This window comes from Rhizobium sp. NZLR11 (assembly GCF_019685115.1).
In the GTDB taxonomy this organism is placed as follows: domain Bacteria; phylum Pseudomonadota; class Alphaproteobacteria; order Rhizobiales; family Rhizobiaceae; genus Rhizobium.
In genome coordinates this window covers 480,208-506,254 of sequence record NZ_JABDWD010000001.1, presented here as the reverse complement: position 1 = coordinate 506,254, position 26,047 = coordinate 480,208, and the positions used below count along the sequence as shown (strand labels likewise).

The window sequence follows — 26,047 nt, the reverse complement described above, 5'->3', positions numbered from 1 at the left end:
CCCTTTTTTCCATCTGCCGACAAGGGGCAATCATTTCATGACCAGCATTTTGACCAACGTCGCGGCCATGGCCGCGCTTCAGACACTCCGCGGAATCAATGACGGCCTTGAGGCTACGCAGAATCGCGTATCATCGGGCTACCGCGTCGAAAAGGCAGCCGACAACGCGGCTTACTGGTCGATCGCAACGACGATGCGTTCGGACAACAAGGCACTCTCCGCCGTCTCCGACGCCCTCGGCCTCGGCGCCGCCAAGGTCGACACCGCTTACTCTGCCATGGACAGCGCCATCGACATCATCAGCGAAATCAAGGCGAAGATCGTCGCCGCGACCGAAAAGGGCGTCGACAAGACCAAGGTCCAGGAAGAAATCGGCCAGCTGCAACAGCAGCTCCTGAGCATCGCGCAGTCGGCTTCCTTCTCCGGTGAAAACTGGGTTGCTGGTGCTGACGGCACCAAGAGCGTCGTTTCTACTTTCGTGCGCGATGGCAGCGGCAATGTCTCAGTCAAGACGACCGATTACATCCTGGACACGAGCTCCATGGGCAACGTTCTCTTCGGCATGACCTCGACTGGCACGATCGACACGAGCTCCGGCATTATCGGCACATCATACGGCACTATCGGCTCGATCTACTCGATGGACATCAGCACCTTCGGTTCGCCTGAGATTTCCATGGCCCTGACCTCGATCGAGGCTGGCCTGGATGCCATGACCAAGGCTGCCTCGCAGCTCGGCTCTATTTCCACGCGCATCGAACTGCAGGAAAACTTCGTTGGAGCACTCAGTGATTCGATTGACTCGGGCGTCGGCCGCCTCGTTGACGCCAATATGGAAGAGGAATCGAGCAAGCTGACGGCCTTGCAAACGCAGCAGCAACTGGCTATCCAGTCGCTGTCGATCGCCAACTCCAGCGCGCAGAACATCCTCACGCTGTTCCGCAGCTGAGCGAGGCGCTGAAGCTGGACCGAATCTTGCGCCATCGTTCGGCAGCAAGCAGAAAGCCTCCCGGACCGCGCCCGAAACGGCGCGGCTTTTTCTTTTATATCAATAGCTTGCCTGCCGCCGTGATCGGCGCGGCGAGTTCAGCGCCGCGCTCTTGCCGAACAGGTTGATATCGAGTTAACCTCGCTTTGAGTTGATTTGCTTTTGCGACACGCCGGTAGAAACGCTGCCGGAGGCATGACGCCACTTTAGTCGCCGCCGGCAATCCGGCCTGCCCTTTTACCTTACTCCGAGAGCCTGTCGATGACCGTTAAGATTACCAGCGCGGCCGCGGTGAATGCGCTTGCGGTGCTGCGCAGCATCAACAAAGAAGCCGGCCAGACCCAGCAGCAAGTGTCCTCGGGATATCGTATCGAGACGGCCGCCGACGATGCGTCCTACTGGTCGGTTGCGACCGTCATGCGCTCGGACAGCACCAATCTCGGGACGATCGGGGATGCGCTCGGTCTCGGCGCGGCCAAGGTGGACGCGACCTACACGGCGATGAATTCGGCGATCGATCTCATGGGCCAGATTCGTGCCAAGCTTGTGTCGGCGAAAGAGCCGGGCACCGACAAGGACAAGATCAACGCCGAGATCAGCGAATACAAACAGCAACTGCAGACGGTCGTTGAATCGACCTCGTTTGCGGGCGAGAACTGGCTGCTGAACGGCAATACCACGGCGCCCCCGACATGGTCGGTCATCTCAAGCTTCGTGCGCGCTCCGACCGGCGAATATCAGGCCCGGACCATCGATTTCCCGTCGTCGCAGACCATCCTCATCGACGAGAACAATGCGAGCGGTGGCCTGTTCACCAAGGCGGTCGACGCCAATGCGATCAACAACAACGGCGCGACGGCGCGCAACTACTATCTGCTGAACGCCAACTCGGCCACGCCGACGACAGGGACGGAAATTGCGATCGGCCAGAATACGACCGATGCGCAACTCACCGATATGCTTGATGTGACCGACTCGCTGCTCTCCTCGCTGACGACGACGGCTGCTTCGATCGGCGTGATGAAGACGCGTATCGACGATCAGAGAGATTACACTGCCGATCTCGCCGATTCGATCGACAAGAGCGTCGGTGCGCTCGTCGATACCGACATGGACGAGGCTTCGATCCGGCAGAAGGCGATCGAAACCCAGAAGCAGATGGCTGTCGAAGCAATCTCGATCCTCAACACGGCTTCGAGCAAGATTCTGATTCTGCTGGAATAAAGGTGAGCGCGATCGCGGATGGCGGCGCCATTCATCCTCGCGCAAGTTTGACTTCCTAGTTTCCGGCACGAAGGCATCGTCCGAATCCGTGCCGGCGCAAGGTGAAGCCCTTGCCCGTTTCGAAGCGACATGCCGGCGCGCAAGGTCGTTTTGAGCGGGGGTGGATATGCTGCATGCCTCCCGAATGCTGGATGGTTTTTTATGAGCATTACGCTTTCCCGGTATTTGAAGGACTTCGGTGAACCGGAACCGTCAGCGCCGATCATCGACATCGACGATTTCGGCGGCGACGGTTTTCCCGAAATGCCAAGCGAACCGCCAATCGACGTCGAGGCGGAGCGCCGCGAAGCCTATGCGCAAGGTCATGCCGCAGCCACCGCTGATTTGACCGAGAAATTCCAAGCCGAGGCGCGGGCGCTGGCCGAGGTCCATGCGCGTGAGTTCGAGGAGCTGAAGCTTCGCTACGAAGTCGAGGCGGCGGCGGTCATTGGCTCCCGCATTCGCGATATCGCCGAAGAGGTCGCACAGCTGGTCAGCGCCGGCGCCGCCGTCGCCTTAGCACCTGTGATGACCGAAGCGCTGGCCGCCAAGGCTGCCGAAAGCCTCGCCGTCCTGCTGCGTGACGCGATCCTCGAGGGTGCCGCCGGCCCGATTGTCGTGCGCGGGCCGACCCGGCTTTTCGAACTCCTAACGGCCGAACTCGGCGAACATGCCGGGGCGGTTCGACACGTTGAGACTGACGATATCGATCTTGCCGTCGAAATCGGTGAATCCGTCATCGTCACCCGTATGTCCGCCTGGGCGGCCAGCTTGAAGAAAGTTCTCGAATGAGCGAAGGCGAAAACCACCACCACGGCAAGAACGAGATCATCATCGTCAAGAGACATGGCGGCGGTGATCACGATGGCGCCCATGGCGGTGCGTGGAAAATTGCCTATGCCGACTTCATGACGGCGATGATGGCGTTCTTCCTGGTCATGTGGCTGGTCAATGCCGCCAATGAGGAGACCAAGGCCTCGGTCGCGACCTATTTCAATCCGATCAAGCTCTCCGACGAAAAGCCGACCGAAAAGGGACTGAAGAAGCCCGTCGACAACGCCGAAGGCGAGGAGAAGCAGGAAAAGTCGAAACAGAAGGAAGAAAACCCGAACGACGGCAAATCGGCGGCGGATGGTGACGATCAGACATCGACATCAGGTGACCAGACCAATTATTCCGAGGCCGATTTCTTCGAAAATCCTTATTCGGTTCTCGCCGAAATCGCGCAGGAAGTCGGCCAGCAGGCCAATGTCAGCGCCAAGGGCGATGGCGGTGCCGCCGATTCCGGCCCGGCCACCGGCGCCGATGGCGGCGAGGCCTATCGTGATCCCTTCGATCCAGATTTTTGGACGAAGCAGGTCGAGGTCACGACAGCCGGCAAGTCCACCCCTCCGGGCAAGAACGACGAGCAGGCGGCCGAGAGCGGGACAACCGAGATCGCCAAGGTCGAGGATATGAAGCCGATGCCGCTGACCACCGATCAGAAGGCCACCGGTCAGGAACCCAAGGAAACCAAGACCGCGGCCGAGACCAAGGACGGCAAGGCGCCGGGTGACAAAAAGTCCGGCGACAAGAAGGCTGGCGATAAGAAGGCCGAAGCGCAAAAGGACGCCGATCATCGGAAGGATGCCGACAAGAGCGCGGCAGAGACCGAGCAGCAGCAGAAGGAAGCCGAGCAGCTGCAGGAGCAGATCGCCCAGCAGATCGGCGGCGTTGCCGGCAAGCTTGCCGAAGGCCTGACCGTGACGGCATCCGAAGGCGGATTGCTGGTCAGCATCTCCGACCAGAACGACGATTCGATGTTCAATATCGGTTCTGCGGTTCCACGCCAGGAGATGGTGCTCGCCATGGAAAAGATTGGCGCAATCCTGAAGGAGAGGGGTGGCGCGGTCGCCATCCGCGGCCACACGGACGGGCGCCCGTACAAGGGCGGGCAGAATGAGAACTGGCGGCTTTCGATGGACCGCGCCCAGAGCGCCTATTACATGCTCGTGCGCGGCGGGTTCGACGAGAAGCGCATCTCCCAGGTCTCGGGCTTCGCCGACCGTCGGCTGAAGCTGCCGTCCGACCCGTTCAACGCGACCAACCGCCGGATTGAGATTCTGGTGCAGGCGGATCAAGGATAACAGGATGGCGCGTCGGCAGTATCGCTATGTCGGATTTGTGGCCCTCGGCCTGGCGTTGCTTTCGTCGGCCGCAGGCAGGGCGCAGGATCCGGACGATCTCGAGCCGTACAAGATGATGCGGTCGCTGCAGTTCGTGCAGGATTCCGTGGTCTCCGGCGATCATTCGGCCGGTGAGATGCAGCGCTTCATGCTGGGCACGATCGACGAGCGGCTGCGCAGCGTCGATACGTCGGTCTTCGATGACGACCGCAATGTCGACGCAGCGCTGATCTACGCGATGAGCGGCGGCAATCCGCAGACGCTGGAATATCTGATCGCCCACGACGTCAACGGCTATTTCGACAACCGTGTTACCGATGTGCTCAGAAAATATCTGAGCGGCAAGGGGCTGCTCGTCGCCAAGACGCTGGAGGAGACCGCCAGGGAATACCGCGACAAGAAGATCGGCCCTTACCTTGCATTGATCGGCGGCAACGTGCTGATCGCGACGAAGCCGGCAGACGCACTCGATCTCTACGACCAGGCGCGCCTTGCGGCGCCGGGCACGATCGTCGAGGAAGCGGCGCTGCGCCGCTCGGTCGCCATCTGCGTCGACAAGGGGATGCTCGACCGGGGAATGGCCTATTCGCAGCGTTATATCAGGCGCTTCCTGCATTCGCCCTATGCCAGCCAGTTCGCCGATCTTTTCGTCACGCTCGTCGTCGGCCACGATCACGACGTGAAGCCGCAGGATGTCATCGACATCCTGTCCTTCATGGACGCGCCGCGCCAACGCGAGGTCTATCTGCGCATCGCCCGCGCTGCCGCGATCGCGGGTAAGCCGGAGCTGGCCCACATGGCGGTCGAGCGTGTGCAGTCGCTTGGCGGCGGCACCGACAATGCCTTCGGTCCGCTGGCGAATTTCTATGGCGGCATGGCCGGCCTTCCCACCGAGGATATCGACCGGGCGGCGAAGAATGTCAGCGACATCGCTGGCAACACGCTTTCACCGCGCGATCAGGCGCTGCAGGAGGCGGCGCGATCGATTGCCGAGCAGATCCTGCGCGCTCCCGATCCGGCAAGCCTGACACAAGCCTCGAACCCTAACACTTCTAATCAAGAAATCACTTCTGAAAAGGCTGCGGCTATAGCGACGCAACCGGGAGCGCCAGGCGCGCTTCCCGAGCCTGTTCCGGGAGGTGTGGCATCGACTGGCCAGAGCCAGGGTACCGACCCCTCATTCAACGCATTTGTGACGACCAATCGGTCCAAGCTCGACGAGATCGACGGTCTTCTGGCGCAGGAAGGCAACGAACAATGATGGATATGAGCGTCTCCGGCGGAGCCGCCGGTGCGGAGTCCGCCGCGATTACGAAATCTGCGCGACCGGCCGGTAAAGACGATACGGCCGGCCAAAAGAATGGCTTCTCCGACGCACTTGCCAAGGCAAGTGGTGGTACCGCCAATGACGACGCCGACGATGCGCAGCCGGATCAGGGTGCGGTTGCTGATGGCAGCGCCGAGAAAGTGGCGCGGACGATCCGCGGCCGCAACGGCGCAAAACCGTTGATCGATCTCGGCGACGCCGCGCTGAAGGCACAGGCTGAGGTGCAGCCGGAAACGATCGCCAATGCCGAAAAGGTCGCGGCAAAGCCTGGAAAGGCCGCGGTCAAAATGCCGGCGGATCTTGCCTTCGGCAAGCTCGACCCAAAGGACCGCTCGGCAGACGAGGTCGTTCAGGCGGCTAAAGGCGGCAAACACGCCAGGGCCGACGCATTGGAAACCGACACCGACAACGACGGCGACGTTGATGACGGCGGCATTTCCGATGTCCTCGGCCTGCTGAAGCAGGAACCGACCGACGGCGCGGTCGCTTTATCGGCGGCAGCAGGCGCGCATCACACTTCCGCCAAAGCCGATGAAGTCAAACCTGACGGCAAGAAACTCGATGGTATCGACGCCAAGGCAGGCGGCCATGCGTCGGACGCCCTGGCGGTCGTCAGCGGCAACGTCGACAGCGGCAAGGCGGATGACGTCAAGGTTCCCGGATCGGAGAATGCCGAATCCGCCGACGGCAGGACGTTCAGGATCAGCCGCGCCGATGGCCGTGGTGTCTCTATGGATGTTCACCTCGGCACCGATCAGGCCGGGCCGAAGGACGGCTCGAAGAAGGCCGATGTCGAAAATGTTTCGGTCCTTGAATCGCGCCGCTATATCGGCCTGACGCAGAATTCGAATTCCGCCTCCGTCACTGCCGCTCTCTCCGGCGATTCCGAATGGGCGCGCGCCATGGAGCCGAGCTCGGCACTCTCCAACGCGGCGGAATGGACGAGCACCGGCAAGGTGGTCAATACGCTGAAGATCCAGATGAACCCGCTCGATCTCGGCTTGGTGACGGCGACTATGCGCCTGTCCGGCGACGCCCTGAACATCGACCTCAAGGTCGAAACCGGCGCGGCGTACCGTCAGATGAAGGAAGATCACGGCAAGATTCTCGAAGCTCTGCGCAGCCAGGGCTACGCCGTCGACAACGTCACCATCAGCATGGCGCCGGTCGAGCGCAGCGACGCCGGCAACCAGGCCGGCAGCCAAAGCCAGGCCTCTCAGCAGCAGTCGCTCCCCCAGCAGGGGCAGGGCGGCGAGGCGCGCGAGCGCCACAATCAGACGGCACAGCGGACGGATGGGGGCTTCAATGGCGCAGGCGAGACCGGTATTGAAGACGTTTCTGCTGGCCGCAGCAGCGGCATTGGCGGCGTTTACCTCTGAGGCGATCGCTTCCACCGGCGCCTGCGAGCGTGAGATCCAGTCGGCAGCTGCCAAATACGGCATCCCGGAAGGCATCCTCTATTCGGTCGGCCTGACGGAGACTGGCCGCAAGGGCTCGCTTTATCCCTACGCCATGAACGTCGAAGGCAGGGCGGTCTTTCCGCCCTCGGAGCAGGACGCGATGAGACAGTTCGATGTCGCCCGCAGCAGCGGCGCCAAGCTTATCGACATCGGCTGCATGCAGATCAACCACTACTATCATGGCGAAAACTTCGGCTCGGCCGAAGATATGTTCGACCCGCATCGCAATGTGGAGTATGCGGCAAAATTCCTCCGCAACCTGCATGACCGTCACGAGACATGGACGATGGCGGTAGCCAGATACCATGCGGGTCCTAACAATGACCCCGCGCAGAAGCAATATGTCTGCCGCGTCATCGCCAATCTGGTCGCCACGGGCTACGGCAAGTGGACTCCCAATGCGAGTAACTTTTGTCGAAATTGATTCAACCAAAGATGGAGTAGGCATATTGTGACGAAACTGTGTCACAATATGGCGGGAATCCGGCGTGAATCACCTGCGCAAGTCATAATTAAGAGACCGTTAACTTTTCCACGAAATTTTGGTGTGCATAAACAATAGTACCCACTAGATATAGATCAAATCGCCACAAGGATCTTAATCAATTATTAGTTTCTGCCATTAACTTTAACGAGTTGTCGCCGATTCCTGCGATTCGTACCCATAGATCATCGAAGTGCCACACTGATTCGGAGGCGGACGAATGATCGTCGTGGTTGATGAGCGTGAGCTCGTAAAAGATGGATACACATCTCTGTTTGGCCGTGAGGGCATTCCCTCCACCGGCTTTGATCCGACGGAATTTGGCGAGTGGGTACAGACCGCTGCCGATTCCGATATAGCGGCAGTCGAGGCCTTCCTGATCGGTCAGGGTCAGCGTAACTACGAATTGCCCCGGGCGATCCGGGACCGGTCAATGGCGCCGGTGATTGCAGTCAGCGACCAGCACTCGTTGGAAAACACCCTTGCACTGTTCGATTGCGGCGTCGACGACGTAGTGCGCAAACCGGTGCATCCCCGCGAAATTCTCGCAAGGGCGGCCGCGATCCGGCGCCGGCTGAAGGCGATCTCCAACTACACCGAGATCGGCGGGATCCGTGTTTTCTCGGATGGCCGCGACCCCGAGATCAACGGCGAAGTCTTCGCGCTTCCCCGGCGCGAGCGCCGCATCCTCGAATATTTGATCGCCAATCGCGGTCGCAGGGTCACCAAGACCCAGATCTTCAACGCCATCTACGGAATCTTCGATGAAGAGGTCGAGGAGAACGTCGTCGAAAGCCACATCTCGAAGCTGCGCAAGAAGCTGCGCAAGAAGCTCGGCGTCGATCCGGTCGATTCCAAGCGCTTCCTTGGCTACTGCATCGATTGGGCCTGATTTTTCCGGCCGGGCGGCGGCGCCCGGCTGAACCTCGATATTGGCCTCGCAGCTCGCCCTGACAGACAGCTTCACGCAAGGCCCGACAAATACTCTCGAGCTTAACAGGTAAAACGAGGTTTTCAGATGAGCATTTTCGGCAGCATGAAGACGGCAGTATCGGGGATGAACGCACAGGCGAACCGCCTCAGCACCGTTGCCGATAACATCGCCAACGTGAACACCACCGGTTACAAGGCCGTGTCGACGAGCTTCTCGTCGCTGGTCCTGCCTTCCTCGGGCGGCAATTACAATTCCGGCGGCGTCCAGACCTCGGTCCGCCAGGCCGTCTCCGACCAGGGCGACATTTCCTACACCACCTCGGGCACCGACCTCGCGATTTCGGGCGACGGCTTCTTCATCGTCCAGGGCGCTGACGGCACGCCGGTTCTGACCCGCGCCGGCGACTTCACCAAGGACGACGAAGGCAACCTCGTCAATGCCGCCGGCTTTCAGCTGATGGGCTATTCCTACGACTCCGGCGCCCCCGCCGTCGTCGTCAACGGCTTCGACGGTCTCGTTCCGGTCAACGTCAACCAGGATGGCCTGACCGCCATCGCTTCGACCTCAGGCATCTTCAAGGGCAACCTCGATTCCAATGCGAAGATCGCTCCGGTCGCTCCCGCGACGGCTCCGAGCGCCAACCTTGCCACAACGACGGCCGACACCAAGAAGGTCTCGATGGTCGCCTACGACCGTCTCGGCAACAAGGTGATGTACGACTTCTACTTCACGAAGAGCTCGGTCGTGACGCCGCCACCGGCATCTCCCGCTACTGCAGCCACTTGGGAAGTGGCGATGTTCCGCAACGCCAATGCGGCGGTCGGCGGCACGACCTCCTTCCCCTATAGCGCCGGTGGTTCTGTCGGCACGGGAACGCTCACCTTCGACGCCAACGGCAAGATGACCTCAACCGGCGCCGTCACGATCGCCGATACGGTGACCGGCCAGTCGATCGCCATGGACCTCTCCGGCTTCACCCAGCTCGGCGCCGACTTCTCCGGCACCGGTACGCCGAACGGCCAGGCGGCGACCCCGGTCAAAGACGTCACGATCGATGGCGACGGCATTGTCTACGCTAAGTATGAAGACGGCAGCACGAAGCCCCTCTACCGTATTCCCCTTGCCAATGTCGCAAGCCCGGACAAATTGACCCTGATGAGCGGCAACGTCTACAGCGCCAACGGCCAGTCGGGTGTCACCGTCACCGGTTTCCCGCAGACCAACGGTCTCGGCACGATCAAATCGGGCGCTCTCGAAGGTTCGAATGTCGACCTCGCCGGCGAGCTGACCGAGATGATCGAATCGCAACGCAGCTATACCGCCAATTCCAAGGTCTTCCAGACGGGTTCCGACATCATGGACGTCCTCGTCAACCTCAAGAGATAAGCAGGGTAACGGGTAAGCCATGTCGCTCACATCCGCACTTAATACCGCGCAGAACATATTCAACAATACCGGCACGCAGAGCAGTGTCGTATCGAACAATATCTCGAATGCGGGCAACAAAGATTACGTGCGCCGACAGGCGATGCTCACCACGTCCTTGAACGGCGCGCAGGTCGTCAAGATCGACCGGGCACAGGAAGATGCCCTGCTGCGCCAATATCTGAAGACATCCTCGCAGGACAGCGCCCAGCAGGCATTGCTGGGCGGTCTCGAGGACCTGAAGTCGATCATGGGTGGCAACGACTACGAAACGTCGCCATCCACCTATCTCGGTGTTTTCCAGCAGAAGCTTCAGGCCTTCCGCACGACGCCGGGCAGCACCGTCGCCGCTCAGGGCGCCATCACTGCCGCCCAGGATGTCGCCAACTCGCTGAACAATGCCTCGCAATCCGTTCAGGACGTCCGCGCCACCGCCGACAAGCAGATCGCCACCGACGTCGATAAGCTGAATACGCTCCTCAGTGACTTCGAGAAAGCCAACAATGCGGTGAAGACCGCCACGGCCTCGGGTGCGGATGCCTCAGGCGCTCTCGATGAACGCGAGAAGGCTCTCAAGCAGATTTCGCAGATCGTCGGTGTCAATACGACGACGCGCGACAATAACGACATGGTGCTGAGCACATCTGACGGGACGATCCTCTTCGAGACGATCCCGCGCAAGGTGACGTTCAAGTCTCAGGATGTCTACAACGCTACCATCGCCGGCAATTCGGTTTATATCGACGGTGTCGCACTTGCGCGCGGCAGCGGATCGACGGCAACGGGGCAGGGCAGCCTCCAGTCGCTCCTCCAGGTCCGTGACGAGATCGCCCCTAATTTCCAGAAGCAGCTCGATGAAGTCGCCCGCGGTCTGGTCTCGCTCTTCAAGGAGCAGAACACGGCAGCCGGCCCGGCCTATGTGCCCGGCCTCTTCACCTGGAGCGGCGGCACGGTCGATACCGGCGCCACCGCGGTCGCGGGCATGGCGGCGACCATCACCGTCAGCAGCCGCGTCATCACCGCGCAGGGCGGCGATCCGATGCGCCTGCGCGATGGCGGCGTCAACGCTACAGGCCTTGTCCTCAATCCCACCGGCGTCAGCGGTTATACGACGGAACTCGATCGCCTCTATACGGCACTGGGCTCCGACATCGATTTCGACCCGGCAGCGGGACCAGCGGTCGGTTTCGACGCCACAACGGGCATCGATTCGAACGTCAGCATCATGGAATTCGCCACCAATTCCCTCGGCTGGCTCGAACAATACCGCAGCAACGCCACGACGGCGGCGGAAAACACCTCGGCGGCGCTGTCACGCTCCGATGAGGCCTATTCCAATGAGACCGGCGTCAACCTCGACGAGGAACTGACGCTGCTCCTCGACATAGAGCAGTCCTACAAGGCGGCGACCAAGATCCTCAACGCCGTCGACGAAATGCTGAAGTCATTGCTGGATATTGCGAGTTAAGCCATGAAGAGCTCATTTATTTCAAGTTCGGCCATTCAGAATGCGATGCGGTTGACGATCCGTCAGGCGCAGAACCAGATGACTAAGGCGACGATGGAAGCAACGACGGGAGTCTATGCGGATATCGGCATCTCGCTCGGCGGCAATGCCGCGAGAAGCGTCGATTTCAGCCGCGAAGTCGACAGGATCGACTCGATCAAAGCAAGCAATTCCCTGGTCACCGCCCGGATGGAATCCTCGCAGCTCGGCCTTTCCAAAATGAAGGACGTCGGCGACGGCCTCGTTTCGAAGCTGACAGCGCTCCAGGGCAGCCATGATCCCGGCAGCATCACCGTCGCCATCCAGTCGGCAACCAGCGCATTGTCCACCATGATGGACACGGCCAATACCATGGTGAACGGTGAATATCTGTTCTCGGGCATCAACACCGATGTGCAGCCGCTGACCGACAAGACGACCGCGACGAGTGCCGCCATCGTTACGGCACTGAACAGCTATGCAGCCGCTCTCGCCCCGCCGAAGGCGGTCAGCGACCTCACCGGCACCGAGATGAGCACCTTCATCACGACGACGGTGGAGCCGATGTTCAGCGAAACTGCCTGGACCGACCCGACGACCGGCTGGTCGCAGGCATCCAGCCAGAACATGACGAGCCGCATCAGCAATTCCGAAGTGATCGAATCCTCGACCAACGCCAATTCCGAAGGCATGCGCTACATGGCGCTCGCCTCGGTGATGACCTCGGCGCTGCTCGGCCAGAACCTCAGCAGCGATGCGATGAGCACGGTGTCCAAGCAGGCGATCACCTACACGACGAAGGCGACCAGCGGCCTCGTGACGCAGGCAAGCCAGCTCGGCCTTTCCCAGGAGCGCGTCAAGAAGTCCAACGACGCTCTCGACGCCCAGTCGAATATCATCAAGAACAAGCTGGTCGATCTTCAGGGCGTTGATCCCTACGAAGCCTCGACCCTGGTCAAGACTTTGGAAACACAGCTTGAAACGGCTTACACGATCGTCTCGAAGATCCAGCAGTTGAGTCTCGTAAACTACCTTTGATGAGCAAAGGCGCGCAGTATAAAGAAGGATGCATGAATGTATCAGTTCTCATATGCCGAAGTCATGCAGGACTCGGTGGCCGACGCGAAAGAGCGGGAATGGCAGGTTCTTGACCGGTCCATAGACCTGCTGTCGTTGGCGCGCGAAAAGGAAAAATACGGCCGGGAAGCCATCGAAGCCCTGTTTTATACGCGCAGGGTGTGGATCAGCTTCATCGAGGATCTGAAACATCCCGACAATCAGCTGGAGATCCAGCTCAGGGCCAACCTCATCTCGATCGCGATCTGGATATTGAAGGAATGCGACAGGATACGAAAGCGTCTGTCGAATAACTACCAGGGCATCATCGACGTTACCACCATCATCAGGGATGGACTTAAATGAAAAGTACACTTCGCATTTCTCTGAAAGCCGGAGAAAGAATCTTCATCAACGGCGCCGTCCTGCGCGTCGACCGCAAGGTCGCGCTGGAATTCCTGAATGACGTGACGTTCCTTCTCGAAAACCACGTCCTCCAGCCGGAAGCGGCCACCACGCCCCTGCGTCAGCTCTATTTCATCGCGCAGATGATCCTCATCAATCCCGAGGGCAAGGACCACTCGACGGCGATGTTCCGCAAGTCGATCACCATGCTGCTCAGCTGCTTCAAAAACGAGGAAATCCTCGCGGAACTGAAGCGCATCGATGCGCTCGTCTCGACCGGCCGCGCTTTTGATGCGTTGAAGGCGATCCGCGGCCTCTATGCGATCGAAGACAATATCCTCAACAACCACGAAATGCCGCCGACGATGGTCGAGCAGATTCGCAGGGAGATTGCACCATGGCGGTAGATGCAACATCAAGCGTGACCAACACGAGCACGACGAGCACGACGAATTCGGCCCAGCAAAAAGCGACGCTGAACTACGACAATTTCCTTCAGCTGCTGATCGCGCAGATGAAGAATCAGGATCCGACCGACCCGGTCGATGCCAGCGAGCAGATGTCGCAGCTGGCAAGCTTCTCGCAGGTCGAGCAGACGATCCAGACCAACACCAAGCTGGACACGCTGCTGTCCAGCTCCAGCCTTACCCAGGCCAGCAGCTACGTCGGCAAATACATGGAAAGCGCCGACGGCACCGTCAAAGGCATCATCGATTCCGTCAAAGTTTATTCCGACGGCGTGATTGCGACGACCAAGGATGGGGGTAAGATACTCGTGCAGGCGGGAATCACTGTTGCCAGCCAGGCGCCGGCCACGACGACCACGACCAGCGACAGCACTGATACCTGATACCGCGGCGAAGACGCGTCGGGTGATACCAACCAAAAGCGGCCCGGCAATGGCGGGGCTGCTTCGAGGCGATATGAGGTTGCCTTCAGATGAATGAAGCTGATGCATTGGATCTGTTCCAGGCGGCGATCTGGACCGTGCTGATTGCCGCCGGTCCCGCGGTCATCGCCGCGATGGTGGTGGGTCTCGTCATCGCCCTGATCCAGGCACTGACACAGGTGCAGGAAGCGACGCTGACCTTCGTGCCGAAAATCGTCGCGGTGCTGATCACCGTCGGCGTCACAGCACCCTTCGTCGGCTCGCAGATCTCGATTTTCACCAATCTGGTCTTCTCGCGCATCCAGTCCGGCTTTTGAGCCACCTTCGCGCAAGCTTCGCCATTTAACTCTCGATCCGAATTGGGTGGACCGAGTCCGCCTCCTCTCATGAAGAGACGGAACTGTTATGGCGCAACCACCAGCACTCCCCCTTCCGAAAGTCGCCCCGAGCCTGCGCGATGTCGGTTTTGCCCTCGGCATCATCGGCATCATCTGCATTCTCTTCCTGCCGATTCCGCCATTCCTGATCGATATGGGACTTGCCTTCTCGATCGCCTTCTCGGTGCTGATCCTGATGGTCGCGTTGTGGATTCAGAAACCGCTCGATTTCTCGTCTTTCCCGACCATTCTGTTGATCGCAACGATGACCCGGCTGGCGCTGAACATCGCGACGACGCGCGTCATCCTGTCCCACGGCAATGAAGGCCACGATGCGGCGGGCGGCGTCATCGCCGGTTTCGCAAGCCTGGTGATGTCCGGCGATTTCGTCATCGGTCTGATCGTCTTCCTGATCCTCATCACCATCAACTTCATCGTCATCACCAAGGGTGCCACGCGCATCGCCGAAGTCGGCGCGCGTTTCACGCTCGATGCCATTCCCGGCAAGCAGATGTCGATCGACGCCGATCTTTCGGCCGGCATCATCGACGAGAAGGAAGCCCAGCGCCGGCGCAGAGAACTCGAAGAGGAAAGCTCCTTCTTCGGTGCGATGGACGGTGCCTCGAAATTCGTGCGTGGCGATGCCGTCGCCGGCCTCATCATCACCGCCATTAACGTCTTCGGCGGCATCATCATCGGCTATTTCCGCCACGGCATGCCGATCGGCGAAGCGGCCGACGTCTTCGTCAAGCTCTCCGTCGGCGACGGCCTCGTCTCGCAGATGCCGGCCCTGATCGTCTCGCTCGCCGCCGGCCTTCTCGTTTCTCGCGGCGGCACCACCGGCTCCACCGACCAGGCGGTCGTCAATCAGCTCAGCGGTTACCCCCGTGCGCTTTCCGTCTCGGCCGTGCTGATGTTCATCCTGGCGCTGATGCCGGGCCTGCCGTTTGTCCCTTTCACGATCCTCGGCGGTCTTCTCGCCTTCGGCGCCTGGTTCATACCGCGTAAGGTCGAGGCTGAAAACAAGCTTCGCCGCGAGCAGGAGGAAAATAAGGTCGTCCAAAGCAAGGAACTGGAAAAGGATTCGGTCAAGGCGGTACTGCGCACCTCGGAGATCGAGCTCGCACTCGGTAAGATGGTCTCGACGCGCCTGCTCGGCGCCCACCAGGAACTCGCCTTCCGCGTTGGCAAGATGCGCAAGAAGTTCGCCACGCAATACGGTTTCGTCGTGCCCGAAATCAAGGTCACCGACGATATCGCCATCGCCGAGAAATCCTACCAGATCCGCATTCACGGCACGACGGTCGCCTCCAACCTGCTGCGCGTCGGCGAAGTCCTCGTCGTCACCGGTGCCGGCCGCCGGCCAAGCATCCCCGGCGATGAAATCCGCGAACCCGCCTTCGGCATGCCTGCCGTCTCGATCCTCGAAAACTTCACCGACGATCTGAAACGCGAGGGCTTCCAGCCGATCGACAACGTCTCTGTCGTGCTGACCCATATGAGCGAGGTCATCCGCAACAACCTGCCGCAGCTTCTGTCCTACAAGGACGTCAAGGTGCTGATCGACCGGCTCGATCCCGAATACAAGAAGCTCGCCGACGAGATCTGCTCGTCGCACATGTCCTATTCGGGCCTGCAGGCGGTGCTCAAGCTTCTGCTTGCCGAACGCGTGTCGATCCGCAACCTGCACCTCATTCTCGAAGCGGTGGCCGAGCTCGCTCCGCATGTCAGAAAGACCGAGCAGATCGTCGAGCATGTCCGCATTCGCATGGCCCAGCAGCTTTGCGGCGACCTCGCCGACAACGGCGTGCTGCGCGTCCTCAGGTTGGGTAGCAAATGGGATCTCGCTTTCCACCAGGCATTGAAGCGCGACGCCAAGGGCGAAGTGATCGAATTCGACATCGATCCGCGCAGCCTCGAGGAGTTCAGCGAGCAAGCCACCAAAGTTATCCGTGAGTTCATGGATCGCGGCCTGCCATTCGTACTTGTCACGTCGCCGGAAACACGCTCCTATGTGCGCATGATCATCGAACGGCTGTTTGCCACGCTGCCGGTCCTGTCGCATGTCGAACTGGCCAAGGGCATCGAGATAAAGATTTTGGGCTCCATTTCATGATAACAGACCCGCAAGGGACCGTTCTCGCGCTGTTTCTGGTTTTCTGCCGAATCGGTGGGTGTGTGCTGGCTCTTCCGGGTTTTTCCTCGGCGCGCGTGCCCGACCAACTGCGCGTCTTCATCGCAGGCGCGCTCTCGATCGCCGTCATGCCGCTGCTCTGGGACACTGTCTATCCGGCCGTTCACACCGGTTCCGGAACATATATCGGCCTGATCGTCAGCGAATCGCTGATCGGCGTGATGTACGGCATGCTGGCGAGGATCTACACGCTCGGCATGCAGTTCGCCGCCTCGATCCTCGCCATGATGGTCGGCTACTCCCAGCCGGGCTCCGCCGACATCCTCGAAGATACGCCGGAGACCAGCCTTTCCGCTTTCGTCACCTTTGCCGGCATCATGATCCTGTTCATCATGGATTTTCATCACATCGTCTTCCGCGCACTGATCGATTCCTACACGACCATGCCGTTCGGCGGTCTGATGCAGATGCGCGCGACGCTGATCTCCTTTACCGACACGCTGGAGCAGACCACCTACATCATGTTGCGGCTGTCGAGCCCGTTCTTGATCTACGGCCTGATCTTCAATGTCTCGATCGGCTTCATCAACAAGCTGGCGCCGCAGATACCGGTTTACTTCATCTCGACGCCCTATCTGCTGATGGGCGGGCTCTTCCTGATCTATTTCTCGATTGCGGCGATGGTCAGCCAGTTCGGCCAGTCCTTCGGCTCGATCTATATCGGGCGATGAGGCTGCCATGATCGAAAAGAACCGCTCCCAGAAGCTCAAGCGATTGCTCTCGGTGCAGCGGCATATCGAAAGGATGGCCGAGAACGATCTGGCCGAAACCAGCCGCCAGCGCGTCGAGGTCAATGCGGCGATGGACGACGTCATCCTCGCGCTCGGCTCGATGGACCCGGTCCACCACGCCTTCTCGCAGAATTACGCCGATCGATTCGGCAGGCTCAGCATCAAGGACCAGCAGCTGACCGGCATGCAGCAGGTCCACGAGATGCGGCTGGCGCGCGAACGCGCCAAGGGGGATCGTTTCGAAGAAGGCATGAAAGAGGCCCTTGAGGCCGAGCGCCGCGAGGCCGATGACAATGCCGTCTACGATGTCATCGATCAGCAATTCGCAACGCCAGCCTCCAGCAAGCTTCGAAATCCATAGTCGTTACGATCTTAATTTAGAGGATTGTAACGTGGCTATTTCGCCCCCCAGTGATCTGGTCCTGGATGTTGTCAAAGCTGCCGACCCCATGGAGGTTCAGGCAGCCCAGGAAAAATTGAAGGCAAATCGTGCGGCCTTTGCTGCAACGAGCCTCGCCGAGAACGGCAAGGGCTTCGCCAATACGGTCGATATTCTCGACCATATCGGCCAGAAGAGCGGCGTCAACAATATCCAGAACCGCACCAAGGCTGAGGAAGTGCCGGAAAGCTACCGGAAATTCGAGGCCATGGTTCTGCAGAATTTCGTCAAGAACATGCTGCCGAGCGAAAGCGACGACGTCTACGGTAAGGGTGCGACCGGCGATATCTGGAAAGGCATGATGGCCGAGCAGCTCGGCAACGTCATGGCCAAGGGTGACGGCATCGGCATCGCCAAGCAGATGTACAGCGAGCAGCTGCGCCGTCAGGAAGGCAAGATCGTCAATGCTTCGACCGATAAGGATGACCGCAACATTGCGCTCAGCATGATCGACGACTTCCAGCGCAAGACATTTGGCACGCCGACCGCCGAAGCCAAGACCGATAAAACAGGATGAATTTAGGCCCATTGACCTAAAATGTGAATCCTGTTCTCAATCAGATAGTTAGAGCATGATATCGTCCGAAAACCGCGCACACTTTTCGGCGTAATCTCTAAACGACGCATAACCGGGGGTACCATGGAAATAGTTTCGAACGAATATAGGATCAAATCCGTTCTCGGACGCCTCGAAATGATCATCGACAATGAGAACACCCGGATCGGCAACGACCCGCAGTTTGATCTCAAGGTCTCCAATGCGCATAAGAGCCGCTGCCTTTACGAGTTGTCGATGCTGTTCCGCGACACCGATCCGGCCGAGCTCGCCGCTGCCCATCTCGATCAGTTGCACGGCTTGAAGAAGAAGCTGGTTCTCAATGCCCGTCGTGTCGAGGCGCACCTCGAAGCGGTTCGCGCCGTCGCCGACCTCCTGAAGAACGCCGTTCAGGACGCCGATGCCGACGGCACCTATTCCCAGGAACAATTCGCCGTGCGTGGAAACTGATGATCAAGCTCGTCCTCACCGGTGTCTGGGTTTGCGCCATTACCTTGGCATCGGTCTATTTCTCGGTGTACCTGGCGACCGCGCCGGCGCCCGCGGCAACGGACTCCAAGCAGAGCGCGCTCGAACTGGTGAAGGGTGAAACGATCACGGTGCCGATCATCGGTAACGGCGCGGTGACCGGCTACTTTCTTGGCCGCGTTTCCTTCATGATGAACAAGGAGATGCTGAAGGGCGTGACGCTGCCGCTGGCCGAGATGACGACGGACGAGCTTTTCAGCCTGCTCGTCGGCAACAAGACGGTCGATATCGCCCACATCAAATCCTTCGATCCGAAGGCCTTCCGCGAAGAGATCAAGAAGGGCATGAACGAGCGCCTCGGCGGCGAGTATGTCGCCGACGTGATGCTGGAGCAGCTCGACTATCTCTCCAAGGAAGATGTCAAGCAAAGCTCCGCCGGGCAGCCGAAGAAGATGGGCGCACCTATCAAGATCGTCGAGACCGCACCGGCCGGCGAAGCGCCGGCGGCAGCCGCCCACTAAGCGTTATATTGTCGTCGACGAAAAACAGCGCCGCAAGGCGCCGTTTTTCGTTGGCGCACGTGGTTAATAAACCACTTATACGCGCATAAAAATTCAAGGAATTTTCCTAAGGGTTGTTTGAAACCGTCCTGTTATATCAGGTGTCACAGCTTGGCGTATGCTGCCTCCCAAAATCGGGGCAGCGCCGTCCGGGCTGGACGCGGCCGGTCCTTTCGAGACCTCCGGTGCGGAATTATGGGCTTGTTTTCCGGGATGTCGGGCGCATGCAGCACCCTCGGCAGGAGGTAGGAATGAATCTGATTGCAAACTTCGCGGTGCTCGCATCGCGGCGGACGATCTTCGATCTGCCGGTCTGCGATCTCGGTTGGGACGACGCCCTCGTTTTCATCAACGAGCTGGCCTCCATTCCCGTCGGCCAGACCGTGGTTTGCTTCGTCAACGCCCACAACATGCTGACCGCGCTTCACGACGACGAATATTACCGGATCATGTCGCACAATCTGGTGCTGCCGGACGGCATCGGCCTCAACATTGCATCGCAGATCGCCCATGGTGCGCCGTTTCCCGCCAATCTGAACGGCACCGATTTCGTCCCGGCCTTCCTCACCTTTATGGAGGCCCCGCGCCGCATCGGCCTCATCGGCGGCACACGTTCGGTCGTCGAGGCGGCGGCGGAAAATTTCCGCCGGCATACACCCTGGCATGACTTCGTCGTTGTTTCCGACGGTTACTTCGACACGGTCGATTCCGCTGTCGTTACCGACGAGCTTGAGCGCCAGAAGCTCGATATTTTGATTGTCGGCATGGGAACGCCGCTGCAGGAGAAATGGGTCCACGACAATATCCGTGCCGATCATGCGCGCCTGGTGCTGACGGTCGGCGCTCTGTTCGACTTCGTCTCCGGCGCCGTCCCGCGCGCGCCGAAGACGGTGCGGATGATGCGAATGGAATGGGCTTATCGCCTGCTGCAGGAGCCGACGCGCCTTTGGCGCCGCTACATCGTCGGCATCCCGATCTTTCTTTTCCATGTCCTGCGCTACCGCTTCCGCCGGCGCGAAAGGATACTCAGCCATCCGGAAGAGGTCGTGACCACGCTGCAGCCGCGGTCAGACCACAAGAAAGCGAGCTGACGCTACAGCGCCGCGCGTCTTTTAAGGCGCGCAAATTTTATCCTTAGATCGATTCCGATTTAAGGAAATGATGCATAATTCTTACACGCTGCGGTTAACCATTTCTTTGCCATGATTATTTAGACTGGTTTAATCATCTGCATCCGTGCGGATGAGCGAATTCGGCCATCATGTGCATGAGATGTGGCGCAAATGTACGATATCAGGGCCAGAAGCAGTTTTCACGATCGCGCAGCCGCCCGGCCGGCGGCGCCCGCACTGGCGCGCGCCCATGACGGTCCCTATGGATCGCCCCGGGGAGCGCCCCCGTCGAACCGGCCCGATATCGCGCCGCCCGAGGCCGAACTGCTGCGCGCCATCGGCCGCGCGCTGGAAGAACAGCGCGCAAAAGCGGCGGCCCCGGCGCCGCTGGTTGATCGCATCGAGACCATCCTCGGCAATCGCCTGCGAGCCGCCAACGACGTCGGCCATGCGCTTCCTCAGGAACAGGCGCGCCGTGAAGAACCGGCTGCTCCGGCCAGCGAGCCGATGATCTCGCTCGAACCGCTGACCGCGATCATTAAGAAACCGGCCGAGCCTCGCCCGGTAGTGCCACGGCGGCGCGTCGGCGGCATTGGTGTTGCAATGATGCTGGCCGCGGCGACGACGATCGGCGCGGGCCTGCCGGCACTGATGCCGGCTTCGCCAACCCTCTACCGCGCCGAAGCGACGCTTGCGGTGAAGACCGATCCCGCAAGCCGGGCCGCCTTCACAGAGGTCGCGGCGAAAGGGCTGATGTCGGCGCGGGTGGTTGCTTCGACGGTCGCCGCCCTGAAACTCGATCACGATCCCGAATTTGCCGGCCCCAGAGCCAATGCGTTTGGCGTTGCGCTCGATCTCCTCTCTGCGACCGGGGCTGCTGCCGATCCGACCTCGCGCGCCGAGGCGACGTTGAAGCATGCGGTCGAGATACTGCCCGATGCCGCCGCCGGGACGATCCTCGTGAGGGTGACGACCGGCGACAGCGGCAAATCCATGCGCATTGCCGCAAGGCTTGCCGAAGCGGTTTCCCCGCCGGACGGATCCGGCGGCAACGCCGCAACCGACGCCGCCTTGCGCAAGGCCTATGACGAGGCGAAAGCGGAACTGACAGCCTTCACGGCTAAGAGCGGCGAGGGTAACGTCAAGGTGGCGGTCGATCTTCGCCGTCAGATCGACGGGCTCGATGCCGATCTGAAAGAGGCCGACCAGACTATCCTGGACGCCAAGGCGCAGGCCGACCGGCTCAAGGCCGCAAAACTTGCCGGGGTGCTCGACGGTTCATTCCCCTCCGATATGCTCTCGCCGGCGCTGCAGGACTGGCGCGACAAATATGCGGTCGCCAAGACAGCGCTTGCGCAGCTTTCGGCCGAGCTCGGCCCGCGCCATCCGCGCCTCTTGCAGCAGCAGGCCGAAACCGATGGTCTGAAGGAGAATATGGGCAAGGAGCTGACCCGTCTTGCCCAGACCGCCAACGTCGCTGCCAAGGCCGCCGTCGATGCGCGCAAGGCCTTGAACGACCGCCGCAACACGCTGATCGCTCAAAGCCGGGATACCGGTGTCGATCTTTCCCGGCTGACCGAGCTCAGCGACAAGGCGGCGGCCGCGCGTTCTCGCCTGGATGATTCGGCTTCCGCGTCGGCGGGGACGGTCACCGACGGTCATATCACTCTCATGAAGCCGGCGCTGGCAACGGCGGTATCGGCGCCCGATGGCCTGACCGGCGGCTCGCTGGCCGGCGCTGCCGCGGGTCTCGTCGCCGGTCTTGCTGCGGCTTTCCTATTGCGCCTCCGCAAATCCATTGCGGCATCCGAAGAGGAAATGTCGGCATCCTCACCGCTGTCTTCCGCGCCGCCGGCACTGCAAGCGGTCCCGACCACGGTCGACGAGATGGAGGTGCTGCGCTCGGAGATCTCCGGCCTGCGCGACCGGCTTCGTGTTCATACGTTCGAAGCGCGGCAGCCGCTGCGCTGAACGAACACTTCCTTGCATTTTTGATATTGCATTGCTGCTTTCCGACAGGATAGGGCGTTAGCGGGCATTTAACGCTCGCCGACTATCCATAGATTGACGCTAAACAGGGCGGAGAGACGCGTGGCGACAGTAATCGACGGCAAGAACGTAGCTGCATCGGTCATTCAGACGGTCAAGAGCGCGACGGCAGCGCTGGAAAAGAGCAGCGGCGTCACCGCCGGCCTTGCGGTCGTCATCGTCGGCGACGATCCGGCAAGCCACGCCTATGTCGGCTCGAAGGGCCGCATGGCCAAGGAATGCGGCTTCAAATCAGTCCAGCACACGCTGCCGGCCGAAACCACCCAGGAGGAGCTGGCAGCCCTCGTCGCCACCCTCAACGCCGATCCGTCGATCCACGGCATCCTGGTGCAATTGCCCCTGCCGAAACCGCTCGACAGTGAGTCGATCATTCAGGCGATCCTGCCGGAAAAGGATGTCGATGGCCTCAGTATCGCCAATGCCGGCAAGCTCGCCATCGGCGACCTGAAGACCGGACTGGTTTCCTGCACGCCGGCCGGCGCCATGGTCTTCGTCCGCCGCACCCACGGCGAGGACCTCTCCGGCCTCAACGCCGTCGTCATCGGCCGCTCCAACCTGTTCGGCAAGCCGATGGCGCAATTGCTGCTCAACGCCAATGCGACGGTGACGATCGCGCACTCAAGAACCAAGAACCTCGCCGAGGTCTGCCGCAATGCCGACATCCTGGTGGCCGCCGTCGGCCGGCCGGAGATGGTCAGGGCCGATTGGGTCAAGCCGGGTGCGACGGTCATCGACGTCGGCATCAACCGCGTGGCAGCCCCCGAAAGAGGCGAGGGCAAGACCAGGCTCGTCGGCGACGTCGCCTTCGAGGAGGTCTCTGCGGTCGCCAGCACCATCACCCCGGTTCCGGGCGGCGTCGGGCCGATGACCATCGCCATGCTGATGGCCAATACCGTCATCGCCGCCCATCGCGCTGCAGGACAGACCCCGCCGCAGTTCTGATTATGGCTGCTGCGGGGCAGGGCCGGTGGAGGCTCTGACGATCAGTTCCGTCTTCCAGAGCTCCTGATCGGGGAAGGGGCCTGCCTGCTTCACCGTGCCGATCAGCCGCTGCGCGATGCGAACGCCGGCGGCCCTGAGCGAGGAGCGCGTCGTCGTCAGCGGCACGGAGAAGTTTTCCGGCTTCAACAGCGGCAGCACGTCGTCATGGGCGATCAGCGAGATATCCTCGCCGAGCCGCAATCCCGCCTGGTTGACCGCGCGGATGGCGCCGAGCGCCAGCACCGTGCTGGAGCAGAGGATGGCCGTTGGCCGCTCCGGCAGCTGCAGGAAGTGTTCCATCGCCAGCAGACCTTGCTCGTCCGTCATCAGCGCATGGCTGACGCAATCCTCGTCGAGCGTCAGCCCGCGCTCGGCAAGCGCTGATATGATGCCGTTCTTCCTGCGGATGGCGAAATCGAGATGTATTGGCCCGTTCATTAGCGCAAAGCGCGTATGGCCGAGCTGCAGCAAGAGCCGCGTCGCATCGTAGAAGGCGCCCTCATTGTCGATGTCGAGATAGGGATAGTCGGGCTCCGAGCCGAAGGATCGGCCGTGCACGACATAGGGCATGGAGAGCGATTTCAGCATGGCGAGCCGCGGGTCGTGGCCGCGCATATAGGCGACGAACAGCGCATCGACATTGCCGCTGATCGCAAGGCGCCTGAGCGCCGCAACCTCGTCGTCCGGGTCGGCCGGCATGATGACGAAGTGGAAGTCGTGGCGCACGGCCTCTTCGCCGAGCCCGGCCAGGAATTCACCGAAATGCACGTCGGACTGGTGGCCGGGCGCCGTCGGCATGACGAGGCCGATCGAGCCGGCCTTGCCGGTCGCAAGCCTCTGCGCCGCCTTGTTCGGCCGGTATCCGGTTTCCTTGACAGCTTGAAGCACGCGCTCCCGGGTCGCCTCGTTGACCTCGGGATAGCCGTTGAGCGCTCGGCTCACCGTCGTCTGCGACAGCCCCAGCAATTCCGATAGCTGTTTGAGATTCACCTGCTATGCTTCCTCCCGGCCCGCCCGTCGGCCGTCTTCAAAAGGCCTGCCGCCTCCCAGTGGCATCCAAAGCGCTTTCAATTATGTAGCATTTGGTGCGATTGACTCAAGAAAAATCGCTCCATATTTCCCGATAACCGCCGTTGCGCCACCGTACAGGCGCGTTCACGGCGGGGTTCTCGTGAAATGACTTGACTCCATTCCACCGAAAGTGGAATGAGTTAGGTGTCAAAGCGCTTTGAAATTTCCTTTTAAAGGGAATTCGGCGCGGTTGGGATTGTGATGGGAGGTTGATCACATGAAAAAGTCATTTTTGATGGGCGTTGCCGTGGCAGCGCTTTTTGCCGGTGCTGCGTCCGCGGCCGATCTGAAATTTGCCCCGGGACAGGATTCCAAGTTCAACTGGAAGAGCTATGACGAATTCAAGGCCGCTCATGCCGATTTGAAGGGGCAGCCCCTGACGATCTTCGGGCCGTGGCGCGGCGAGGACGAGGCGTTCTTCATGAGCGTTCTTGCCTATTTCACCGAAGCGACCGGCATCGAAGCCAAATACTCCTCTTCCGAAAACTACGAACAGCAGATCGTCATCGACACGCAGGCAGGCTCACCACCGAACATCGCCGTTCTGCCGCAGCCCGGCCTCCTCGCCGACCTCGCCAGCAAGGGCTACCTGACGCCGCTCGGCGACGACAACTCCAAGTGGATCAAGGACAATTACGGCGCCGGCGACAGCTGGGTCGGTTACGGCACCTATAAGGGCAAGGACGGCAAGGAAGCCTTCTACGCCTTCCCTTATAAGGCCGACGTGAAGTCGCTGGTCTGGTACGTTCCGGAGAACTTCGAGGAAGCCGGCTACAAGATCCCGACGACCATGGAAGAGCTGCATGCCCTGACCGACCAGATCGTCAAGGATGGCGGCGTTCCCTGGTGCATCGGTCTTGGCTCAGGCGGCGCCACTGGCTGGCCGGCCACAGACTGGGTCGAGGACATCATGCTGCGCACCCAGCCGCCGGAAGCCTATGACAAGTGGACGACCAACGAGCTGAAGTTCACCGATCCGGCCGTTATTGCCGCGATCGACGAGTTCGGCAAGTTTGCCAAGAACGAGAAATACGTCGATGGCGGCGTCGCGGCTGTGGCCTCGACCGATTTCCGCGATAGCCCGAAGGGCCTCTTCGCGGTTCCGCCGAAATGCTACATGCACCATCAGGCCTCGTTCATCCCATCCTTCTTCCCCGAGGGCACGAAGCTCGGCCAGGATGCCGACTTCTTCTACATGCCGACCTTTGCTTCCCACCCAGAACTCGGCAAGCCGGTTCTCGGCGCCGGCACGCTCGTTTCGATCACCAAGGATTCGAAGGCGGCTCGTGCTTTCATCGACTTCCTGAAGACCCCGATCGCGCATGAGGTCTGGATGGCGCAGTCGAGCTTCTTGACGCCGTACAAGGGTGTCGGCACCGAGGCCTATGCCAACCCGCAAATGAAGAAGGAAGGCGAGATCCTGACCTCCGCCACCACCTTCCGTTTCGACGGTTCAGACCTGATGCCGGGCAAGATCGGCGCCGGCGCCTTCTGGACGGGCATGGTCGATTTCGTCGGCGGCAAGTCGGCTCAAGATGCTGCTGGCGAAATCCAGAGCGCCTGGGACGGCATCAAGTAATCCTCAAAAATTATGCCGCCGGCTTGCCGGCGGCATCGCTTGCATGAC

The 26,047-nt window shown here is 60.6% G+C and carries 26 protein-coding genes; 25 read left to right on the top strand and 1 reads right to left on the bottom strand.

The annotated features are described in order from the left end of the window. The first annotated feature begins 37 nt into the window (after positions 1-37). From HJB83_RS02345 to folD, 24 genes are all read left to right on the top strand, one after another. On the top strand, positions 38-949 hold the full coding sequence (locus tag HJB83_RS02345) for a flagellin (RefSeq protein WP_207582940.1): 912 nt from the start codon (positions 38-40) through the stop codon (positions 947-949). Between the two features lie 300 nt (positions 950-1,249). Continuing rightward, positions 1,250-2,212, top strand: coding sequence for a flagellin (locus HJB83_RS02340; protein WP_221116090.1), 963 nt, complete (start codon positions 1,250-1,252; stop codon positions 2,210-2,212). 201 nt (positions 2,213-2,413) lie between these two features. After that, complete coding sequence (locus HJB83_RS02335; RefSeq protein WP_221116089.1) at positions 2,414-3,043, top strand: hypothetical protein; 630 nt, start codon at positions 2,414-2,416, stop codon at positions 3,041-3,043. Then, a complete protein-coding gene (locus HJB83_RS02330; protein ID WP_207582943.1) occupies positions 3,040-4,377 on the top strand; it encodes a MotB family protein in 1,338 nt (445 codons plus the stop codon). Before HJB83_RS02335 ends, HJB83_RS02330 begins: the two co-directional genes overlap by 4 nt. Positions 4,378-4,381: 4 nt before the next feature. Beyond that, the gene (motC, locus tag HJB83_RS02325; protein WP_221116088.1) at positions 4,382-5,677 is read left to right on the top strand and encodes a chemotaxis protein MotC; all 1,296 of its coding nucleotides are present in this window, start codon (positions 4,382-4,384) and stop codon (positions 5,675-5,677) included. Further along, positions 5,674-7,122, top strand: coding sequence for a flagellar hook-length control protein FliK (locus HJB83_RS02320; RefSeq protein ID WP_221131264.1), 1,449 nt, complete (start codon positions 5,674-5,676; stop codon positions 7,120-7,122). Before motC ends, HJB83_RS02320 begins: the two co-directional genes overlap by 4 nt. After that, entirely contained in the window at positions 7,070-7,627 is a 558-nt protein-coding gene (locus HJB83_RS02315; protein ID WP_207582946.1) for a lytic transglycosylase domain-containing protein, read from the top strand. Before HJB83_RS02320 ends, HJB83_RS02315 begins: the two co-directional genes overlap by 53 nt. Before the next feature lie 280 nt (positions 7,628-7,907). After that, positions 7,908-8,579 (top strand): transcriptional activator Rem, encoded by a 672-nt coding sequence (gene rem, locus HJB83_RS02310; RefSeq protein ID WP_007633267.1) that lies wholly within the window; start codon positions 7,908-7,910, stop codon positions 8,577-8,579. Positions 8,580-8,705: 126 nt separating this feature from the next. Next, on the top strand, positions 8,706-10,007 hold the full coding sequence (locus HJB83_RS02305; protein WP_207582947.1) for a flagellar hook protein FlgE: 1,302 nt from the start codon (positions 8,706-8,708) through the stop codon (positions 10,005-10,007). Positions 10,008-10,026: 19 nt separating this feature from the next. Beyond that, on the top strand, positions 10,027-11,514 hold the full coding sequence (flgK, locus tag HJB83_RS02300) for a flagellar hook-associated protein FlgK (RefSeq protein ID WP_207582948.1): 1,488 nt from the start codon (positions 10,027-10,029) through the stop codon (positions 11,512-11,514). 3 nt (positions 11,515-11,517) lie between these two features. Next, positions 11,518-12,570 (top strand): flagellar hook-associated family protein, encoded by a 1,053-nt coding sequence (locus tag HJB83_RS02295; RefSeq protein ID WP_207582949.1) that lies wholly within the window; start codon positions 11,518-11,520, stop codon positions 12,568-12,570. A gap of 36 nt (positions 12,571-12,606) precedes the next feature. Further along, positions 12,607-12,954, top strand: a complete 348-nt coding sequence (gene flaF / locus HJB83_RS02290; protein WP_164006557.1) for a flagellar biosynthesis regulator FlaF — start codon at positions 12,607-12,609, stop codon at positions 12,952-12,954. Beyond that, on the top strand, positions 12,951-13,400 hold the full coding sequence (gene flbT / locus HJB83_RS02285) for a flagellar biosynthesis repressor FlbT (protein ID WP_007633262.1): 450 nt from the start codon (positions 12,951-12,953) through the stop codon (positions 13,398-13,400). Before flaF ends, flbT begins: the two co-directional genes overlap by 4 nt. Beyond that, on the top strand, positions 13,391-13,843 hold the full coding sequence (gene flgD, locus HJB83_RS02280; protein ID WP_221131263.1) for a flagellar hook assembly protein FlgD: 453 nt from the start codon (positions 13,391-13,393) through the stop codon (positions 13,841-13,843). Before flbT ends, flgD begins: the two co-directional genes overlap by 10 nt. Before the next feature lie 89 nt (positions 13,844-13,932). Next, positions 13,933-14,199, top strand: coding sequence for a flagellar biosynthesis protein FliQ (gene fliQ, locus HJB83_RS02275; protein WP_009992823.1), 267 nt, complete (start codon positions 13,933-13,935; stop codon positions 14,197-14,199). 88 nt (positions 14,200-14,287) lie between these two features. Beyond that, the gene (gene flhA / locus HJB83_RS02270) at positions 14,288-16,375 is read left to right on the top strand and encodes a flagellar biosynthesis protein FlhA (RefSeq protein WP_207582951.1); all 2,088 of its coding nucleotides are present in this window, start codon (positions 14,288-14,290) and stop codon (positions 16,373-16,375) included. Continuing rightward, positions 16,372-17,124, top strand: a complete 753-nt coding sequence (fliR, locus tag HJB83_RS02265; protein ID WP_221116086.1) for a flagellar biosynthetic protein FliR — start codon at positions 16,372-16,374, stop codon at positions 17,122-17,124. The genes flhA and fliR overlap by 4 nt, the downstream gene beginning before the upstream one ends. A gap of 7 nt (positions 17,125-17,131) precedes the next feature. Continuing rightward, complete coding sequence (locus HJB83_RS02260) at positions 17,132-17,545, top strand: hypothetical protein (RefSeq protein ID WP_207582953.1); 414 nt, start codon at positions 17,132-17,134, stop codon at positions 17,543-17,545. A 31-nt stretch (positions 17,546-17,576) separates the two neighbouring features. Then, the gene (locus HJB83_RS02255) at positions 17,577-18,140 is read left to right on the top strand and encodes a rod-binding protein (RefSeq protein WP_207582954.1); all 564 of its coding nucleotides are present in this window, start codon (positions 17,577-17,579) and stop codon (positions 18,138-18,140) included. A 123-nt stretch (positions 18,141-18,263) separates the two neighbouring features. Continuing rightward, complete coding sequence (locus tag HJB83_RS02250) at positions 18,264-18,629, top strand: hypothetical protein (protein WP_207582955.1); 366 nt, start codon at positions 18,264-18,266, stop codon at positions 18,627-18,629. Continuing rightward, entirely contained in the window at positions 18,629-19,168 is a 540-nt protein-coding gene (locus HJB83_RS02245; protein WP_207582956.1) for a hypothetical protein, read from the top strand. The genes HJB83_RS02250 and HJB83_RS02245 overlap by 1 nt, the downstream gene beginning before the upstream one ends. 290 nt (positions 19,169-19,458) lie before the next feature. Beyond that, positions 19,459-20,298, top strand: a complete 840-nt coding sequence (locus HJB83_RS02240; RefSeq protein WP_221131262.1) for a WecB/TagA/CpsF family glycosyltransferase — start codon at positions 19,459-19,461, stop codon at positions 20,296-20,298. A gap of 192 nt (positions 20,299-20,490) precedes the next feature. Then, positions 20,491-22,290, top strand: coding sequence for a succinoglycan biosynthesis protein exop (locus HJB83_RS02235; RefSeq protein ID WP_221131261.1), 1,800 nt, complete (start codon positions 20,491-20,493; stop codon positions 22,288-22,290). A 120-nt stretch (positions 22,291-22,410) separates the two neighbouring features. After that, complete coding sequence (gene folD / locus HJB83_RS02230) at positions 22,411-23,310, top strand: bifunctional methylenetetrahydrofolate dehydrogenase/methenyltetrahydrofolate cyclohydrolase FolD (RefSeq protein WP_221131260.1); 900 nt, start codon at positions 22,411-22,413, stop codon at positions 23,308-23,310. Here folD and HJB83_RS02225 read toward each other — a convergent pair whose 3' ends face one another. Next, complete coding sequence (locus HJB83_RS02225; protein WP_207582960.1) at positions 23,311-24,339, bottom strand: LacI family DNA-binding transcriptional regulator; 1,029 nt, start codon at positions 24,337-24,339, stop codon at positions 23,311-23,313. A 298-nt stretch (positions 24,340-24,637) separates the two neighbouring features. On the opposite strand from HJB83_RS02225, the gene HJB83_RS02220 reads away from it, so the two are divergent. After that, a complete protein-coding gene (locus tag HJB83_RS02220) occupies positions 24,638-25,999 on the top strand; it encodes an ABC transporter substrate-binding protein (RefSeq protein WP_221131259.1) in 1,362 nt (453 codons plus the stop codon). Positions 26,000-26,047: the final 48 nt, after the last annotated feature.